Below are 15764 nucleotides of genomic sequence, written 5' to 3' on the forward strand. Positions count from 1 at the left end.
CAATCGCTTGTATGACCCCCATAAACAAGCCCGGTCACGCTAGTTTCAGTGGCCCATGCCAAGGCCGCCGTCAACGGGAATGACGGCGCCTGAAATGTAGGCCGCCTCGTCGCTGGAGATCCAACGGACCACGTTCGCCACTTCCGTTGCCTCGGCAAACCGGCCGGCAGGAATGCTGGAAAGGTAACCCTTCTGCGTGGCTTCGGGCAGTTCTGCCGTCATGTCCGTGTTGATGAATCCGGGAGCCACAACGTTTGCTGTGATCCCGCGTGAACCGAGCTCTCGGGTCAGGGACCGGGCAATGCCCACCAGACCGGCCTTGGAGGCCGAGTAGTTGATCTGACCCGGCGCGCCATAGAGGCCGGAGACCGAGGAAATGAGGACCACGCGGCCCTTGCGCATCCGAATCATGCCCTTCGAGGCGCGTTTGATGACGCGGAAAGCGCCGGTGAGGTTGGTGTCGATCACGGACGTGAAGTCATCTTCACTCATGCGCATCAGGAGTGTGTCCTTGGTGATTCCCGCGTTTGCCACCAGGACTTCAACGGGACCGTGGGCAGCTTCCACCTCGGCGAAGGCAGCATCCACAGAGGCCTCGTCGGTCACATCGGCCTTCACGCCCAGAATCCCGGCCGGCAGCTCCGACGCGCTCCGGTAAGTCACGGCCACCTTGTCGCCGTTGGCCACAAAAGCCTGCGCGATGGCCAGGCCGATGCCGCGGTTTCCACCGGTGATCAGGACGCTGCGGGCCGCTGTAGCTGCTTCAGACATAAAAACGCTCCGGGATTCTGCGGCATGTGCAGCCGCGGGTAGGACGGGGTGTGATTTTACTGCCTCCGATCTTAGCCCGCGTTTGGGCACCACTGACGATGGTGAGAGAATTGAGGCAAGCCTTTGGAGCGTGATCAATCAGCCGTGACCCTTGAAAACCATGCTGGACAGTCCGTGCCCGGAGATCCCGAAAGGTTCTCTGGGGATTCCGGGGTCCACAGCATTACGGACGCGGCGGCCGCCCACTCGGAGGACATGCGCCAGCGCATGATCAAGTACGCGCTGGCCATGGGAATCCGCATGGTCTGCCTCATCCTCATTTTTGTGGTGGACGGCTGGTTCAAACTCGTAATGGTCGCCGGTGCCGTCTTCCTCCCGTGGATCGCGGTGGTGATCGCGAATGGCAGCGACCAGGCGGAGGTCCACAGCGACTCGCTGCTGGACGCGGCCCCGCTTGCCGAGCTGGATAGCCCGTCCGGGTCGCCGGAACAGGACGGATCCACGTCCGCGGTCATCCAGGGCGAGCTCATTGATGACGACGACGAACCCACGCAAGGACAGGAACGGCGCGCCTCATGAACATTTTTGACCTGGCTGCAGGGACCGCTGGTCCCCCGCCGGCCATGGCGGCCATGTGCTCCCGCAAGGCCTGCCGCTCGGAAGCTTCCTGGCAATTGCTCTGGAACAACCCCAAAATCCATACGCCGGAACGCCGCAAGACCTGGCTTGCCTGCGATGACCACCGTGACTGGCTGGAAGATTACCTTCAGACCCGCGGGCTCTGGAAGGAAACCCTGGTCCTGGATTCGGGGCAGGACACAGGCCGGGCGCCGGTAGGGCAGGACGGCTGAATGTACCGCTTCCTCTTTTCCAGCAAGTGGCTGGGATACCTCCTGCTTGCCGCCATCTTTGCCGCTGCCTGCGTCTTCCTCGGCCGCTGGCAGATGGACCGCCGCGCAGAGACCCTCGCGGAGATCAACCGCGTGGTCACCAACTATTCCGCCACACCCATCTCCTTCGACGAGGCGAGGGACGAGTTCTCCGCCTTGGACCCGTCGAAGGAATGGACCCAGGTGGAACTCCAGGGCACGTATGATCCCGACGGCCAGCGGATTGTCCGCAACCGTCCACTGAACGGGCAGCCTGGGTATGAGGTGGTTGTCCCGTTCAAGCTGGAGACCGGTGAAAGCGTCGTGATCGACCGCGGCTGGCTGCCCATCGGCAACAAGAACCCGGGCAGTCCCGATTCCATCCCGGCGCCTCCCGCCGGACCCGTGACCGCCGTCGTCCGCCTCAAGCACGGCGAGCCGCAGTTGGACCGCGGCGCCCCCGACGGTCAGCTTGCATCCATCGATCTCCCCACTTACTCGGACCAATTGGGCTATCCCGTACTCACCGGCGCTTACGGGCAGTTGGCGTCTGAATCTCCCGCCCCCGCTGACATGCCGTTCCCGTTCCCGAAGCCGGCCACCGAAGAAGGCACGCACCTGTCCTATTCGTTGCAGTGGTTCGCGTTTGGGGTGCTGATGTTCGTGGGCTTTGGGTACGCCGCACGGCAGCAGGCCAGGAATGCCGCGATTGACGCCGCGGACGAGCTTGAGGATGAGGATGGGTCGCGCGATTCAGGCAGCCCGGTGCACTCCGCCGCTGCGGCAGCCCGCCGTCGTCCGCCTGTTGCCCGCAAGCGTAAGAAGGCGACCGCCGAAGAAGAGGAAGACGCCCTCCTGGACGCGCAGGGTTACTGACGCACGTTCTGTCCGTTCAGTTGCGCTCGCCTCGTCGGTTGCGTTCGCTGTGCAACGCGGGTGATTTCCCGCGTGCTGGCTCGTTCGTCTGCAACAACAGCCAAAAGTAGGCGGAGTAGCCCCGGTAGGGCACCCGGAAAAGATCAGGACACTCCTGGACAACTCCCTCAAAGCCCACAAAGTCCTCTGGGCGGGAGCAGGAGACCACAACTCAATGTTCAGCATCACCTACGAAAACCTGCTGCGGATCACGGAGGCAACGGAAATGGCAGTCCGCTAGCTCCGCCAAGGTGAGTGGACTGTCAGCGCAGCGACGCGGTGGATTTGTGTAGCGTGCGTCTAAGCGAGGAACGAGCGAGCACGCGGCAAATCCAGCGCGGTGCTAAGCGGAAGCCGACCGGACGCCGAGAAGGCTAAGCCAGCGTAATCAGGTCCAGGTAGTCTTCGTTCCAGTGGTCCTCGATGCCGTCGGGCAGCAGGACGACGCGCTCGGGGTTCAGCGCTTCGACGGCACCTTCATCGTGGCTCACGAGGACGACGGCGCCGGTGTAGTTGCTCAGGGCCCCGAGGATTTCCGCGCGGCTGGCCGGGTCAAGGTTGTTGGTGGGCTCGTCGAGGAGCAGCACGTTCGCGCTTGAGGCCACGATAGTGGCCAGGGCCAGCCGGGTCTTCTCGCCGCCGGAGAGCACACCGGCGGGCTTGTCGACGTCGTCTCCGGAGAACAGGAACGAGCCCAGGATGTTGCGGACCTCCGCGTCGTTCATGTCCGGGGCGGAGGAGCGCATGTTCTGCAGGACGGTGCGGTCCACGTCGAGCGTCTCGTGCTCCTGGGCGTAGTAGCCCACCTTCAGGCCGTGGCCCGCCACGACCTCGCCGGTGTCCGGCTTGTCGACGCCGGCAAGCATCCGCAGGAGCGTGGTCTTGCCGGCGCCGTTGAGGCCCAGGATAACCACCTTGGAGCCGCGGTCAATGGCCAGGTCCACATCGGTGAAGATCTCCAGTGAACCGTAGGACTTGCTGAGTCCGTCCGCGGTTAGCGGGGTCTTGCCGCAGGGTGACGGATCCGGGAAGCGCAGGGCTGCCACGCGGTCGGTCGCGCGGACGGCTTCGAGGCCGCCCAGCAGACGTTCGGCACGCTTGGCCATGTTCTGCGCTGCGACGGCCTTGGTGGCCTTCGCTCGCATTTTGTTGGCCTGGTCGATGAGGACCTGGGCCTTCTTTTCGGCGTTGGCTCGCTCACGCTTACGGGCTCGCTCATCCGTTTCGCGCTGGAGCAAGTAGCGCTTCCAGTTCATGTTGTAGAAGTCGACCTTGGCGCGGTTGGGATCCAGCAGGAACACTTTATTGACGGTGGCTTCGAGCAGCTCGGTGTCGTGGCTGATCACGATCAGGCCGCCCTGGTGGTTCTTCAGGAACTCGCGGAGCCAGGTGATGGAATCCGCGTCGAGGTGGTTGGTGGGCTCATCGAGGAGCATCGTTTCGGCGTCCGAGTACAGGATCCGGGCGAGTTCCACACGACGGCGCTGGCCGCCGGACAGGGTCTTGAGCGGCTGGTTCAGCAACCGGTCCGGGAGGGCCAGGTTGGAGCAGATCGCGGCGGCCTCGGCCTCGGCCGCGTATCCGCCGGCGGCCAGGAACTCGGATTCCAGCCGGTCATAGCGGTTCATCGCCTTGCGCTGGATCTCGGTGTCCTCGCTGGCCATGTCCTCATGCGTCTGCTTGAGCTTGTTGACGGCGATGTCCAGGCCGCGGGCGGAGAGGATGCGGTCGCGGGCCAGCTGTTCCATGTCCGGGGTCCGAGGATCCTGCGGCAGGTAGCCGATCTCGCCGCTGCGGGTCACCTTGCCGCCGGCGGGCTGCCCTTCGCCCGCGAGCACGCGGGTCAGGGTAGTCTTGCCTGCGCCGTTACGGCCGACGAGGCCGATCTTGTCGCCCTTGTCGATGCGGAAGCTCACCTGGTCCATGAGGAGCCGGGCGCCGGCGCGCAGTTCAAGATCCTGGACAGTAATCACAGCAGGTAAGGCCTTTCACAACGGGGAAACGCCGCAGCTCAACGGATGATGTCTGGAAGCAGCCGGCAGAATGGCCGACAGAACGGCCTTTCCAAGTCTACCGGCCACAGCTTGACCCCATAACCGCTGCACCGCCGTCGTGCGTTGACTCAGCGGTTGTGCCCTGCCGTCAGTCCCGGGCGTCCCGCTTAGTAGGTCCCCTACAAAATGGCGTCCGACGGCGGCCGGTAACGTCAGGATCACCCCCATGCTTCGCTTGTACAACCACGACAGGAACACCCATGAGCCAGACTGACACTGCCGTCAACGGCACCGCTTCCCGCCTCCGGAACCGCTGGAACGCCACAGACCTCGGCCTGATCGCCGTCTTTGCGGCACTCGTTGCCGGCTCCGCCATGGTGCCCGGCATCGCGGCGAACGTGTTCGGCATCCCCATCACTTTCCAGACCCTTGCGGTGATGCTCACCGGACTGATGCTGGGCCCGGGCCGGGGTTTCGCCGCCGTCGGCCTGTACACCCTCCTGGGCCTGGCCGGCCTGCCGATCTTCAGCCAGGGCCGCAGCGGCCTGGGCATCCTGGCCGGACCGTCGGCCGGCTACATCATTGCTTTCCCCATCGCAGCAGCCGTTGTAGGCTGGCTCGCCACCGTGGTGATCCGGCGGACAACACGTGCCCGGGCGCTGTGGTTCTTCGCGTCGGCGATGGTCACCAGCATCGCTATCGTGCACACGCTCGGAGTTGCCGGAATCGCACTGAACACCAAAGCGTCACTGGGTGAAGCCTTCCTCGCAGACCTGATCTTCTACCCCGGTGACGTGATTAAGAACATCCTCGCCGCAGTGATCGCCGTGGCACTGCACCGGGCTTTTCCCGACGTCCTGGTCCGCCGGGTGAAGCGGATTAACAACTAGTCCCGCCATGGCAACCATTTCATTCCGGCAGGTATCCGTGGCCGTTGCCGTTGACAACCGCCCGGAACCCAAGTCCCTGCTCCAGGACGTCACGCTTGAGCTGACCGAACAGCGCATCGGCGTGATCGGGGCCAACGGGTCCGGTAAGTCCACGCTGCTGCGAATGATTAACGGCCTGGTCCAGCCAAGTTCCGGCGCAGTGTCGGTGGACGGCGCCGACACCGTCCGTGCTGTGCGTGCGGTCCGCAGGCAAGTGGGGTTCGTCTTCACGGATCCTTTGTCGCAGCTGGTGATGCCCACTGGGCGCGAGGACGTGGAGCTTTCGCTGCGCCGCCCGGTCCGCAACGGGGCGGAGCGCCGCCGGCTGGCTGAAGCGGCCCTGGAGCGCCTCGGCCTGCTGCCGCTCGCGGACCAAAGCATCTACGAACTCTCCGGCGGCGAACGCCAGCTGATGGCCCTCGCCGCTGTGCTGGCCGTAAACCCCGCTGTCCTGGTGCTGGATGAACCGTCCACCCTCCTGGACCTCCGGAACCGAGAACTCCTGCGCCGCACGCTGTCCGTCCTCGACCAGCAGATCGTGATGTCCACACACGACCTCGACCTCGCCCTGGAGATGGACCGCGTGCTGGTGGTGGAGGCAGGGCGCGTGGTGTTCGACGGCGGCGCGGCGGCGGCAGTCGAGGCGTACCGGGCGCTGGTCACCAACGGACTGGCTGCGTCGTGAGAGGGCACGGCTTCCTGCTGGCCAACTACGTCCCGGGGAATTCGATCATCCACCGGACGCCGCTGGCACTGAAATTCCTGCTGGTGGTGGGCTGCGGCCTGGTGTCTTTCCTGGTGGTCGACTGGCTGGTCTCCGCCGCGGTCCTGGCCGCGCTCGGCGCACTTTTTCTCCTGACCGGCGCCGGAGCCCGGCGCCTCGTGAGTGCTGTCCGTCCTGTTGCGCTGGTGCTGGTGGTCATCGGCCTGTTCCAGTGGTGGCAGCTCGGCGGACCCACAGCCGCCCGGATTGTCCTGAACATCCTGGTCTGCGTGGTGGCGGCATTCCTGCTGATGGCCACCACGCCCATGCAGCGGATCCTGGACGGCGTGGTGTCGCTGGCCACGCCATTCCGCCGCTTCGGCGCGGACCCTGAACGTTTTGCGCTGACCATCGCCATCATGCTCCGCAGCATCCCGTATATCGCCGGCGCCTTTGCAGACGTCAGGGATTCCGCCCGGGCCCGCGGGCTTGAGCGCAACCCGCGTGCCCTCGTGCTGCCTGTCTTCATCACCACCGTGGCCTTCGCCCGCCAGACCGGCGAAGCGCTGGCTGCCCGCGGGCTGGGCGACGCGGAAGACTGACGGGTCTTTGGTCCGTCGTGTGCGGCTTAGGAGTCTAGGTGGTCTCCGGCCAGCAACTCATACCGCAGCAGCGCCGCCGTGCCCATGCCGCCGGCAATACTGATCAGGGCCAGCGCCAGGGAGCCATGGTTCCCGGCCCGCCGTGCCTGGGCGAGAAGCCGGGTCACCAGCACCGCACCGGACGCCCCGTAGGCGTGGCCCAATGCCAGCGCCCCGCCGTCGACGTTGACCCGGTCCGGATCAATGCCCAACTGGTCCAGGCAGGCCAGGGTCTGGGACGCGAAGGCTTCGTTGAATTCCACCAGGTCCACGCTGGCAGCTGACAGCCCCCTCGCCTGCAGGAGCCGCTCCGCGGCAACTGCTGCGCCGATCCCCAGCAGCTCCGGGTCCACACCGGCAGTGTCCGTGGCCAGCACCAGGAGCCCGTCTGTGGCTCCCAGTTCCCGTGCCCGCTGCAATGAAGTAACGACGACGGCGGAAGCGGCGTCCGCGTCGAAGCATGAGTTCCCGGCGGTGACAGTGCCCCCCGGCACAAAGGCGGGCGGGAACCGCTTGAGAACCGCGGCGGACAGGCCAGGGCGGGGGCCGTCGTCGGCACTGATGGGTCCAGCGGACGTCTCCAGGGTGGTGATCTCGCCGGCAAAGAAGCCTGCTTTAGCCGCGGCCAGCGCCCGCTGGTGGCTGCGCAGCGCGGAGGCATCCTGCCGCTCCCGGCTGACCGTGAACCGGGCCGCTACATTCTCGGCGGCGACCCCCATATCCGGGTCGCCGAAGCTGTGCGGCACAAACTGGGCCCGGGCAAAAAAGTCAGGCTCGCCGTCATCGTTCCGGTGGGCCCGCAGCGGAGCCGTGCTGATGCTCTCCACTCCCCCGGCTAGATACACGGGGTTGCCGCCGGCAGCAACCAGCCGGGCGGCCAGAACGATGGCATCCAGGCCTGACCCGCACTGGCGGTCAACGGTCAGTCCCGGCACACCGACCGGCAGGCCCGCCTCGAGCAGGGCCAGGCGGGCCACGTTGCCGCCGCCGCCCACGGCGTTGCCGATCACCACATCCGTGACTTCTTCGGCCGGCACGTGGGAGTCTGCCAGGAGGTTGACCAGGACCGGTGCGAGAAGCTGGTGCGCACGCAGTTCCTTCAGTGCACCGTTGGCGCGCCGGACCGCGGTACGCCGCGCCGCTATGATCACGGGCTGCCGGTCCGCAGGCAGCACGTCGCCGGGCGGCATGCCATGGGGCCGCAGGTCAGCGGTCAAGGTGCCGCGCCCTGGGATCCTGGGAGCCGATCCAGTCGAGCAGGATGTTCCGGCTGACCTTGCCCCGGTCCGTGATGGGAAGTTCGGAGAGCGCGAAGTACTGGTGGGGCCGCTTGTCCCGCGGCAGGATGTTTTCGAGTCCGGCCTTCAGCTGCATGGCCGTGACTCCGCCATGGGACGGAACGACGCCGGCGACCACCCGCTGGCCGCGGAGATCATCGGGTATTCCGGCGGCCACCGCAGCAGCCACCCCCGGCACGGCCGCCAGGGCGAGTTCCACTTCGTGCGGATAGACGTTCTTTCCCGAGGTCAGGATCATGTCGGCGCGCCGGCCAAGGATGTGCAGTTCGCCGTCGGCGAGGTAGCCTTGGTCCCCCACCGTGAACCAGCCGTTGAAGGAGCGCAGCGCCTGGCCGTCGTCACCCCACAGGTAGCCGTTGCTGACCATGCCGCTGCGGACACAGATATTGCCGGCTTCGCCGTCCTGCAGTTCGGAACCCTCATCATCCAGGATTCTGACGTCCACGCCCGGGAACGGGTGTCCGATGCCTGTTCCCCCGGCGTCCAGGACCTCCCCCGCCGCCAGCCCCACACCGGAGACAAAGCTCAGTTCGGACGCGCCGTAGTACTCGAAGATGGTGGCGTTCGGCGCCCAGCGCCGTGCCGCTTCGAGGGTGCGTGCGTCCAGCTTCGAGCCGGCGCAGATGATGGTACGGATGCCGGAGGCATCCACGCCGCCGGTCAGGCCGCGCTCACTGAGCAGCCGCAGCATGGTGGGCACGAGGATGAGCCGGGTCACGCCGTCGTGCGTAATGGCGGCGTGGACATCACCGACGTCGAAACTCTCCAGCGTCTGGAATTCGGAGCCGGCGTAGAGGCACTCAGCCAGGGCATAGAGGTTAAGGCTGGCGGCCAAGGGCCCGGGCGCGAGCGTGACGTCGTCCTGGGCGAGGCCGAAGAACGCAACGGACGCGTCAAAGGACTGCCGCCAGGACTGCCTGGACCGGGTAAACGCCTTGGGCACTGACGTGGTGCCGGAGGTGAGTCCGATCAGGAACGTCGAGTCCGGCGGCCCGTCCGCCAAGGCATCCGCTGCGGAAACCATGCCGGGCTTGGCCGACTCTGCCAGCCGTTGAACGATCTCCTGGTGCAGGGACTCCGGCCAGGTCGGGTCCAGGACGGCGCATTGCCGCCGGCCGGCAACGGCTGCGGCGAACCTTGCGGCGAAGTCGACGGAGTTGGCCTCCGCAAGGACGGTGACGGCAGCTGTCTCCGGAAGGGCGGCTGCGGCGGCGTCCCGGAGCTCAGCCCAGCGCAGGCGCCTGCCCGCCACTACGACGGCGGTGTCATGGGGGCGTTCTTCGGCCCAGCGCTGGATTCTATCGAGAAAAGGCATCGTCCCAACTTTACCGGCCGGACTCCGCTTCGGTGGTGCCGCTAAGGGCTATTGTGACTTCATGAGCTTCAATGACAACGTGCAGCTGGACCCTTCCCAGGTCCAGGACCGGCGTGGCATGGGCCGTGGGGCCAAGGTCGGCGGCGGCATCGGTGGCGGAATCGTCCTGCTGATAGCTGTGCTCCTCGGCGTCAACCCCGCCTTGCTCGAAGGCCTGACCGGCGGGGCGGGCACGGCTGATCAGAACCAGGGCACGGCGCCGGCCTGCACCACGGGGGCCGACGCCGACGCGCGGCTGGACTGCCGGATCACCGGCACGGTGAACAGCCTGAACGCGTTCTGGCCGGCGTATCTCCAGCAATACAACGTGCAGTACCCGCAGCCGGAAACGGTGATCTTCGACCAGGCCGTCAACAGCGCGTGCGGGACGGCTTCCAGTGCGGTGGGCCCCTTCTACTGCCCGGCTGACAGCACCGCCTACTTCGATCCCGGGTTCTTCCAGGATCTCGTGGACCGCTTCGGATCCTCGGGCGGTCCCCTGGCGCAGGAGTACGTGGTGGCACACGAATTCGGCCACCACATCCAGAACGTGCTGGGGTACATCGACCGCGCGCAGCAGGACCCGCAGGGGCCCGAGTCCGGTGCCGTCCGCGTGGAACTTCAGGCCGACTGCTATGCCGGCCTCTGGGTAAAGCACGCCTCAACCCAGCCCGGACCCGACGGCCAGCCGTTCCTGGAACCGATCACCCAGCAGGACCTGAACGATGCCCTGTCCGCAGCGTCAGCGGTGGGCGACGACCGGATCCAGGAAGCCGCCACCGGACAGGTCTCGCCCGAGGCCTGGACGCACGGATCCAGCGAACAGCGGCAGAAATGGTTCTACACCGGCTACCAGACCGGCGACATCAACCAGTGCGACACATTCTCGGCGGCCACCCTCTGACAGGATCCGCGGCCGGCGGCAGAACCAATTAGACAAGTACGACGACGGCCGGCCACCTCCGCTGGGGAGGTGACCGGCCGTCGTCGTACTTTCATGTCAGGGGCCACGCCGCCAGGGTTCCCTGGCCGAGCGAAGCGAGGCTAGGGAGGCGGTGGGGATCAGATGTTGAAGCCGAGGGCGCGCATCTGGTCCTTGCCGTCGTCGGTGATCCGCTCCGGACCCCAAGGCGGCATCCACACCCAGTTCAGGCGCCAGTCGTCAACGACGCCGTCAAGGGACTTGCCTACCTGCTCCTCGATGACATCGGTGAGCGGGCAGGCGGCCGTGGTGAGCGTCATGTCGATCAGCAGCGCGCCGTCGTCGTCGGAGTACTTCAGACCGTACAGCAGCCCGAGGTCCACGATGTTCACACCGAGTTCCGGGTCGATGACGTCCTTGAGTGCCTCTTCGACATCTTCGAGGCCCGTGCGGGCCACATTGATTTCGGTCATGGCAAGTCCTATCTAGGCCTGTGCGGCAGCAGCGATGGTGGCTGCACCGGCGCCCGTCGCGTACCGGTCGTAGCCTTCGTCTTCGAGGCGGTCAGCCAGTTCCGGGCCGCCCTCTTCGACAACCTGGCCGTCCACGAAGACGTGGACGAAGTCAGGCTTGATGTAGCGCAGGATGCGGGTGTAGTGGGTGATGAGCAGCGTGCCCATGTTGCCCGCCTCGTGTGCACGGTTGACGCCTTCGGAGACAACCTTCAGGGCGTCAACGTCCAGGCCCGAGTCGGTCTCGTCAAGGATGGCGAACTTCGGCTTGAAGAGTTCCAGCTGGAGGATCTCGACGCGCTTCTTCTCGCCGCCGGAGAAGCCTTCGTTGACGTTGCGCTCGGCGAAGTCTGCGTCGATGCGCAGCTGGGCCATGGCCGCCTTGACGTCCTTGGTCCAGGTACGCAGCTTGGGTGCTTCGCCGTCGATGGCGGTCTTGGCGGTGCGCAGGAAGTTGGTCATGCTGACACCGGGGACCTCCACGGGGTACTGCATGGCCAGGAAGAGGCCGGCGCGGGCCCGCTGGTCAACGGTCATCGCGAGGACATCTTCGCCGTCGAGCGTGATAGTTCCGCTGGTGACCTTGTAGCGCGGGTGCCCGGCAATGGTGGAGGCCAGGGTGGACTTGCCCGAACCGTTGGGGCCCATGATGGCGTGGGTCTGACCGGTCTTGATGGTCAGGCTGACGCCCTTCAGGATCTCCTTGGTGCCCTGCTCCGTGTCAATGCTGACGTGCAGGTCCTTGATCTCAAGAGTAGACATAGGTCTTGTTCTCCTCTGCACCGCGCCCTCCGGCGGTGGTGCGGTCTGTATCTGGAAGTTTGGTTCTGTTGCTTGGTATTGCTGCTCGCGGCTGATCTGCCCGGTTGATGCTGCTAGCTGAAGTTCGGGGCTTCCGCTCCGTTGAGCACGTTCGTGAAGTCCACGTAGACCTCGTCGCCGACGATCTCGACGGCGAACACCGGGACGGGATCGTAGGCGGGGAGCTGGAGCGGCTCACCGCTGCGCAGGTCGAACTGGGAGCCGTGGCCCCAGCACTCGATCATGCAGCCCTCCACTTCGCCCTCGGACAGTGAGATGTCCGCGTGCGAGCAGGTGTCCCCGATGGCGTGGATGTCTCCCATGGAGTCCTTCACGATGGCTACGGGGTAGTCATCGATCAGGATCCGGAGCGCCTGCTTGAGCTGGATTTCATCCGTCTTGCAGACAAATTCGCCCTTTGGCTGGTCAGTCATCTGTTTTCCGCGCCGTCTAGTTGTTCGTCACGGCGAGTTCGCGCTCAACAGCCTCGGTGAGCCGCTCTTCGAGGGCCGGTACCTTGATCTGCTGGATGATCTCGTGCAGGAAGCCACGGACCACCAGGCGGCGGGCAACATCCTCGGGGATGCCGCGGGCCATGAGGTAGAACAGGTGCTCGTCGTCCAGCCGGCCGGTGGCGCTGGCGTGGCCGGCACCCTTGATCAGGCCGGTCTCGATCTCGAGGTTCGGCACGGAGTCGGCGCGGGCGCCGTCCGTGAGCAGCAGGTTGCGGTTGGCCTCGTAGCTGTCGGTGCCTTCGGCTTCCTTGCGGATCAGGACGTCGCCTACCCACACGGCGTGGGCGTTTCGGCCCTGCAGCGCGCCCTTGTACAGCACGTTGGACTTGCAGTTGGCCACTGCGTGGTCAACGAAAAGCCGCTGCTCAAGGTGCTGGCCGGCGTCGGCGAAGTACAGGCCGAACATTTCCACTTCACCGCCCGGGGCGGTGAAACGGGCCGACGGCGTGACGCGAACCAGGTCCCCGCCGAGGCTGACCACCACGTGCTTGAGCTTGGCGTCGCGGCCGATCTTTGCCTGCTGGGAGGAGGCGTGGACGGCGTCGTCGTTCCATTCCTGGAGCGAAACAACCGTGAGGTTGGCGCCGTCTTCAACAACGATTTCGATGTTTTCGGACACAACAGCCGTACCTTGGTGGCCCAGGACCACAATGGCCTTGGAGAACTTCTCCGCGACGATCACCACGTGCTGGGCAGCTGCCTCCGTGGAGGTGCCTTCGATCACGACGGTGATCTCGGCATCGGCTTCAAACCCCGCCGGGATGGTGAGTACGGTGGCTTCGCTGAAGTTCTCCCAGGCGTTGGCGGACACGCGGTCCTCCGGGATGCCGGCGGAACCGATGCGCTTATCGCCGCGGGCCACGGTTTCGACCGTCACCCGCTCCGGGCCGCTGACGGTAACGGTGGGAGCCGCCCCCGACAGGACCTCGCTGTGCAGGCCGCGCAGGCGCTTGAGCGGGGTGAACCGCCAGTCCTCCTCAAGCCCGGTGAGCGGCTTGAAGTCCGCCAGGTTGTACGAGGTCAGCCGACCGGCTCGTGAGCTGTCCGGAATGCCCACACCGCCGCCGTGCGAGTGGCGTTTGACCGCTTCCCCGGCCAGCGGGGCCTTGGACGTGGCCGAGTTGATCGGGGACAGGCTTTCGCCTTCTTCCGTGAAACCGTTGATAAACGGCTGGGCCGAGGGCGCGCCGATGCGGGCCTTTTCAGTAGTGATTTCAGTCATCGTTATCCGACGGACCCTTCCATCTGCAGTTCAATCAGGCGGTTCAGCTCGAGTGCGTACTCCATCGGGAGCTCGCGGGCAATGGGCTCGATGAAACCACGGACGATCATCGCCATGGCCTCGTCTTCGCGCATGCCGCGGGACATCAGGTAGAAGAGCTGCTCTTCGCTGACCCGGGAAACAGTTGCTTCATGGCCCATCACTACGTCATCCTCACGGATGTCGATGTACGGGTAGGTGTCCGAACGGCTGATGGTATCCACCAGCAGCGCGTCGCAACGGACGGTGTTCGCCGAGTGCTTCGCACCTTCACGGACCTGAACCAGGCCGCGGTAGGCAGCACGCCCGCCGCCGCGGGCCACGGACTTGGAAATGATGGAGCTCTTGGTGTTCGGCGCGATGTGCACCATCTTCGAGCCGGTGTCCTGGTGCTGTCCGGCGCCGGCGAAGGCGATGGACAGGGTCTCGCCCTTGGCGTGCTCGCCTACCAGGTAAACGGCCGGGTACTTCATGGTGACCTTGGAGCCGATGTTGCCGTCAACCCATTCCATGGTGGCGCCTTCTTCGCAGATGGCACGCTTGGTCACCAGGTTGTACACGTTGGTGGACCAGTTCTGGATGGTGGTGTAGCGGACGCGGGCGCCCTTCTTCACGATGATTTCCACCACTGCGGAGTGCAGCGAGTCCGAGGTGTAAATCGGCGCGGTGCAGCCTTCGATGTAGTGGACGTAGGAGTCCTCGTCGGCGATGATCAGGGTGCGCTCAAACTGCCCCATGTTTTCCGTGTTGATGCGGAAGTATGCCTGCAGCGGAATGTCCACGTGGACGCCCTTGGGGACGTACACAAAGGAACCGCCGGACCAGACAGCCGTGTTCAGCGACGCGAACTTGTTGTCGCCCACGGGAATGATGGTGCCGAAGTACTCCTGGAAGATCTCCGGGTGTTCGCGCAGCGCGGTGTCGGTGTCCAGGAAGATGACGCCCTGCTTTTCAAGGTCCTCACGCAGCTGGTGGTAGACAACCTCGGACTCGTACTGGGCGGCGACGCCGGAAACCAGGCGCTGCTTTTCGGCCTCGGGGATGCCGAGCTTGTCGTACGTGTTCTTGATGTCATCGGGCAGGTCCTCCCAGCTGGTGGCCTGCTTCTCGGTGGACCGCACAAAGTACTTGATGTTGTCGAAGTCGATGCCCGAGAGGTCTGCACCCCAGGTGGGCATGGGCTTGCGGTCGAAGTACTTCAGGCCCTTGAGCCGGAGATCGAGCATCCATTGGGGCTCGCTCTTCTTGGACGAGATGTCGCGGACGACTTCTTCGTTGATACCGCGGCGGGCGTTGGCGCCGGCGTCGTTCTTGTCGGACCAGCCGTACTCGTACGTGCCGATGCCGTGGAGCTCGGGATTCTTTTCCAGAATCTCCGAGATCACAGTGTCTTCGGCTACCGCTTTCTCTGATAGTTGGTCCGTCATCACGGCCTTTCTTGCTGATGGTTGGTTACTTCATCCAGGCTGGTGGGGGCTGCCTGCGGGACCTTGGGTCCCCCGGCAGCCAGCCGGCCTGTGGGTATGTGGGTGGTGCAGACGTGTCCGCCGCGAGCCAGCGTGGAGAGGCGGCGTACGTCAACGCCTACCAACCGGGAGAACACTTCGGTCTCCACATCGCAGAAGACAGGGAACTGGGCGGCGAGCTGCTGGATGGGGCAATGCCCCTGGCACAGCTGGACGCTGGACAGTGCTGCCGGCAGCGGGGCCTTGGCCTCGATCGAGGCGGCCGACGCCACGAAGCCATCCCGGCTCAGCGCCGCGGACAGTGCCTGCGCCCTGGCGGTGATGTCCGGTCCGGCCTGTTCGACCTCCGGCGCGTACCGGCGTTCCATGTCGGAAAAACGTTCGACGGCGAACGCGCGGACGGCGTCGTCGCCCGCCACTGCCTGGAGCTGCTTGAGCGCGAGGCCGGCGATGTCGAGGTAATCGTTGCCAAGCGTGGACTGGCCCTGCGAGCTCAGGACATAGCGGCGGGCGGGTCGCCCCGCGCCGGCACCGGCCTTGGCCACGCGCTTGATCTCAATAACCCCGCTGCGGGCCAGATGATCAAGATGCCTCCGGACCGCGGCTGGTGTGAAACCGAGCATGTCGCCGAGTTCCGCCGCGCTGATGGGGCCGTGCTCAAGCACGGCACCAAGGACCCGGTCCCGTGTACGCTCGTCCGAGTCAGCCACCGGCACAGCGGCCACGTGGCCGCGGTCAGCGGCGGTACGCGGCGCTCGGTGCCCGGCAAACGGCACAGCAGCAACATTGGTCATGGAATACACAACACAATCA

17 protein-coding genes and 1 pseudogene are annotated in these 15764 nt (G+C 65.5%); 8 read left to right on the forward strand and 10 right to left on the reverse strand.

What is annotated here, in order from left to right; translation table 11 throughout:
• Positions 1–45: 45 nt before the first annotated feature.
• Entirely contained in the window at positions 46–771 is a 726-nt protein-coding gene (gene fabG, locus ACX80M_RS02655) for a 3-oxoacyl-ACP reductase FabG (RefSeq protein WP_104061453.1), read from the reverse strand.
• A gap of 144 nt (positions 772–915) precedes the next feature.
• On the opposite strand from fabG, the gene ACX80M_RS02660 reads away from it, so the two are divergent.
• From ACX80M_RS02660 to ACX80M_RS02675, 4 genes and pseudogenes are all read left to right on the forward strand, one after another.
• Positions 916–1350 carry a DUF3099 domain-containing protein gene (locus ACX80M_RS02660; RefSeq protein WP_252607953.1) on the forward strand — a complete coding sequence of 145 codons (435 nt, stop codon included), beginning with the start codon at positions 916–918 and terminating at the stop codon, positions 1348–1350.
• A complete protein-coding gene (locus ACX80M_RS02665; RefSeq protein ID WP_058932504.1) occupies positions 1347–1622 on the forward strand; it encodes a hypothetical protein in 276 nt (91 codons plus the stop codon). Before ACX80M_RS02660 ends, ACX80M_RS02665 begins: the two co-directional genes overlap by 4 nt.
• The gene (locus tag ACX80M_RS02670; RefSeq protein WP_252598797.1) at positions 1623–2516 is read left to right on the forward strand and encodes an SURF1 family cytochrome oxidase biogenesis protein; all 894 of its coding nucleotides are present in this window, start codon (positions 1623–1625) and stop codon (positions 2514–2516) included.
• Positions 2517–2619: 103 nt separating this feature from the next.
• A pseudogene (locus ACX80M_RS02675) lies at positions 2620–2796 on the forward strand (YbaK/EbsC family protein); the annotation flags it as partial.
• A 133-nt stretch (positions 2797–2929) separates the two neighbouring features.
• Here the strand turns inward: ACX80M_RS02675 and ACX80M_RS02680 are convergent.
• Complete coding sequence (locus ACX80M_RS02680) at positions 2930–4528, reverse strand: ABC-F family ATP-binding cassette domain-containing protein (protein ID WP_056339851.1); 1599 nt, start codon at positions 4526–4528, stop codon at positions 2930–2932.
• Positions 4529–4809: 281 nt separating this feature from the next.
• Here ACX80M_RS02680 and ACX80M_RS02685 point away from each other — a divergent pair, with 281 nt between their 5' ends.
• The 3 genes from ACX80M_RS02685 to ACX80M_RS02695 are packed head-to-tail and all read left to right on the forward strand — an operon-like array spanning position 4810 to position 6783.
• On the forward strand, positions 4810–5439 hold the full coding sequence (locus ACX80M_RS02685; RefSeq protein WP_459308689.1) for a biotin transporter BioY: 630 nt from the start codon (positions 4810–4812) through the stop codon (positions 5437–5439).
• A gap of 7 nt (positions 5440–5446) precedes the next feature.
• Complete coding sequence (locus tag ACX80M_RS02690; RefSeq protein WP_252613755.1) at positions 5447–6163, forward strand: energy-coupling factor ABC transporter ATP-binding protein; 717 nt, start codon at positions 5447–5449, stop codon at positions 6161–6163.
• Positions 6160–6783, forward strand: coding sequence for an energy-coupling factor transporter transmembrane component T family protein (locus ACX80M_RS02695; protein WP_459308692.1), 624 nt, complete (start codon positions 6160–6162; stop codon positions 6781–6783). The genes ACX80M_RS02690 and ACX80M_RS02695 overlap by 4 nt, the downstream gene beginning before the upstream one ends.
• 26 nt (positions 6784–6809) lie before the next feature.
• On the opposite strand, the gene ACX80M_RS02700 is transcribed toward ACX80M_RS02695, so the two are convergent.
• Positions 6810–8012 carry a thiolase family protein gene (locus ACX80M_RS02700; RefSeq protein WP_459308827.1) on the reverse strand — a complete coding sequence of 401 codons (1203 nt, stop codon included), beginning with the start codon at positions 8010–8012 and terminating at the stop codon, positions 6810–6812.
• A gap of 16 nt (positions 8013–8028) precedes the next feature.
• Entirely contained in the window at positions 8029–9435 is a 1407-nt protein-coding gene (locus tag ACX80M_RS02705) for a class I adenylate-forming enzyme family protein (protein ID WP_252607950.1), read from the reverse strand.
• A gap of 61 nt (positions 9436–9496) precedes the next feature.
• Here ACX80M_RS02705 and ypfJ point away from each other — a divergent pair, with 61 nt between their 5' ends.
• Positions 9497–10378: a KPN_02809 family neutral zinc metallopeptidase gene (ypfJ, locus tag ACX80M_RS02710; protein ID WP_252598791.1), complete on the forward strand. Its 882-nt coding sequence runs from the start codon at positions 9497–9499 to the stop codon at positions 10376–10378.
• Between the two features lie 158 nt (positions 10379–10536).
• Here the strand turns inward: ypfJ and ACX80M_RS02715 are convergent, their stop codons facing one another.
• From ACX80M_RS02715 to ACX80M_RS02740, 6 genes are all read right to left on the reverse strand, one after another.
• Complete coding sequence (locus ACX80M_RS02715; RefSeq protein WP_160670844.1) at positions 10537–10869, reverse strand: metal-sulfur cluster assembly factor; 333 nt, start codon at positions 10867–10869, stop codon at positions 10537–10539.
• A 12-nt stretch (positions 10870–10881) separates the two neighbouring features.
• The gene (sufC, locus tag ACX80M_RS02720) at positions 10882–11670 is read right to left on the reverse strand and encodes a Fe-S cluster assembly ATPase SufC (protein ID WP_056339828.1); all 789 of its coding nucleotides are present in this window, start codon (positions 11668–11670) and stop codon (positions 10882–10884) included.
• A 113-nt stretch (positions 11671–11783) separates the two neighbouring features.
• A complete protein-coding gene (locus tag ACX80M_RS02725; protein ID WP_056339825.1) occupies positions 11784–12143 on the reverse strand; it encodes a non-heme iron oxygenase ferredoxin subunit in 360 nt (119 codons plus the stop codon).
• Between the two features lie 16 nt (positions 12144–12159).
• Positions 12160–13446, reverse strand: a complete 1287-nt coding sequence (gene sufD, locus ACX80M_RS02730) for a Fe-S cluster assembly protein SufD (RefSeq protein WP_252598790.1) — start codon at positions 13444–13446, stop codon at positions 12160–12162.
• Between the two features lie 2 nt (positions 13447–13448).
• Positions 13449–14912: a Fe-S cluster assembly protein SufB gene (gene sufB / locus ACX80M_RS02735; RefSeq protein ID WP_459308697.1), complete on the reverse strand. Its 1464-nt coding sequence runs from the start codon at positions 14910–14912 to the stop codon at positions 13449–13451.
• The gene (locus tag ACX80M_RS02740; RefSeq protein WP_459308699.1) at positions 14912–15754 is read right to left on the reverse strand and encodes a helix-turn-helix transcriptional regulator; all 843 of its coding nucleotides are present in this window, start codon (positions 15752–15754) and stop codon (positions 14912–14914) included. Before ACX80M_RS02740 ends, sufB begins: the two co-directional genes overlap by 1 nt.
• Positions 15755–15764 lie beyond the last annotated feature (10 nt).

It is taken from the genome of Pseudarthrobacter sp. MDT1-22 (assembly GCF_054511035.1).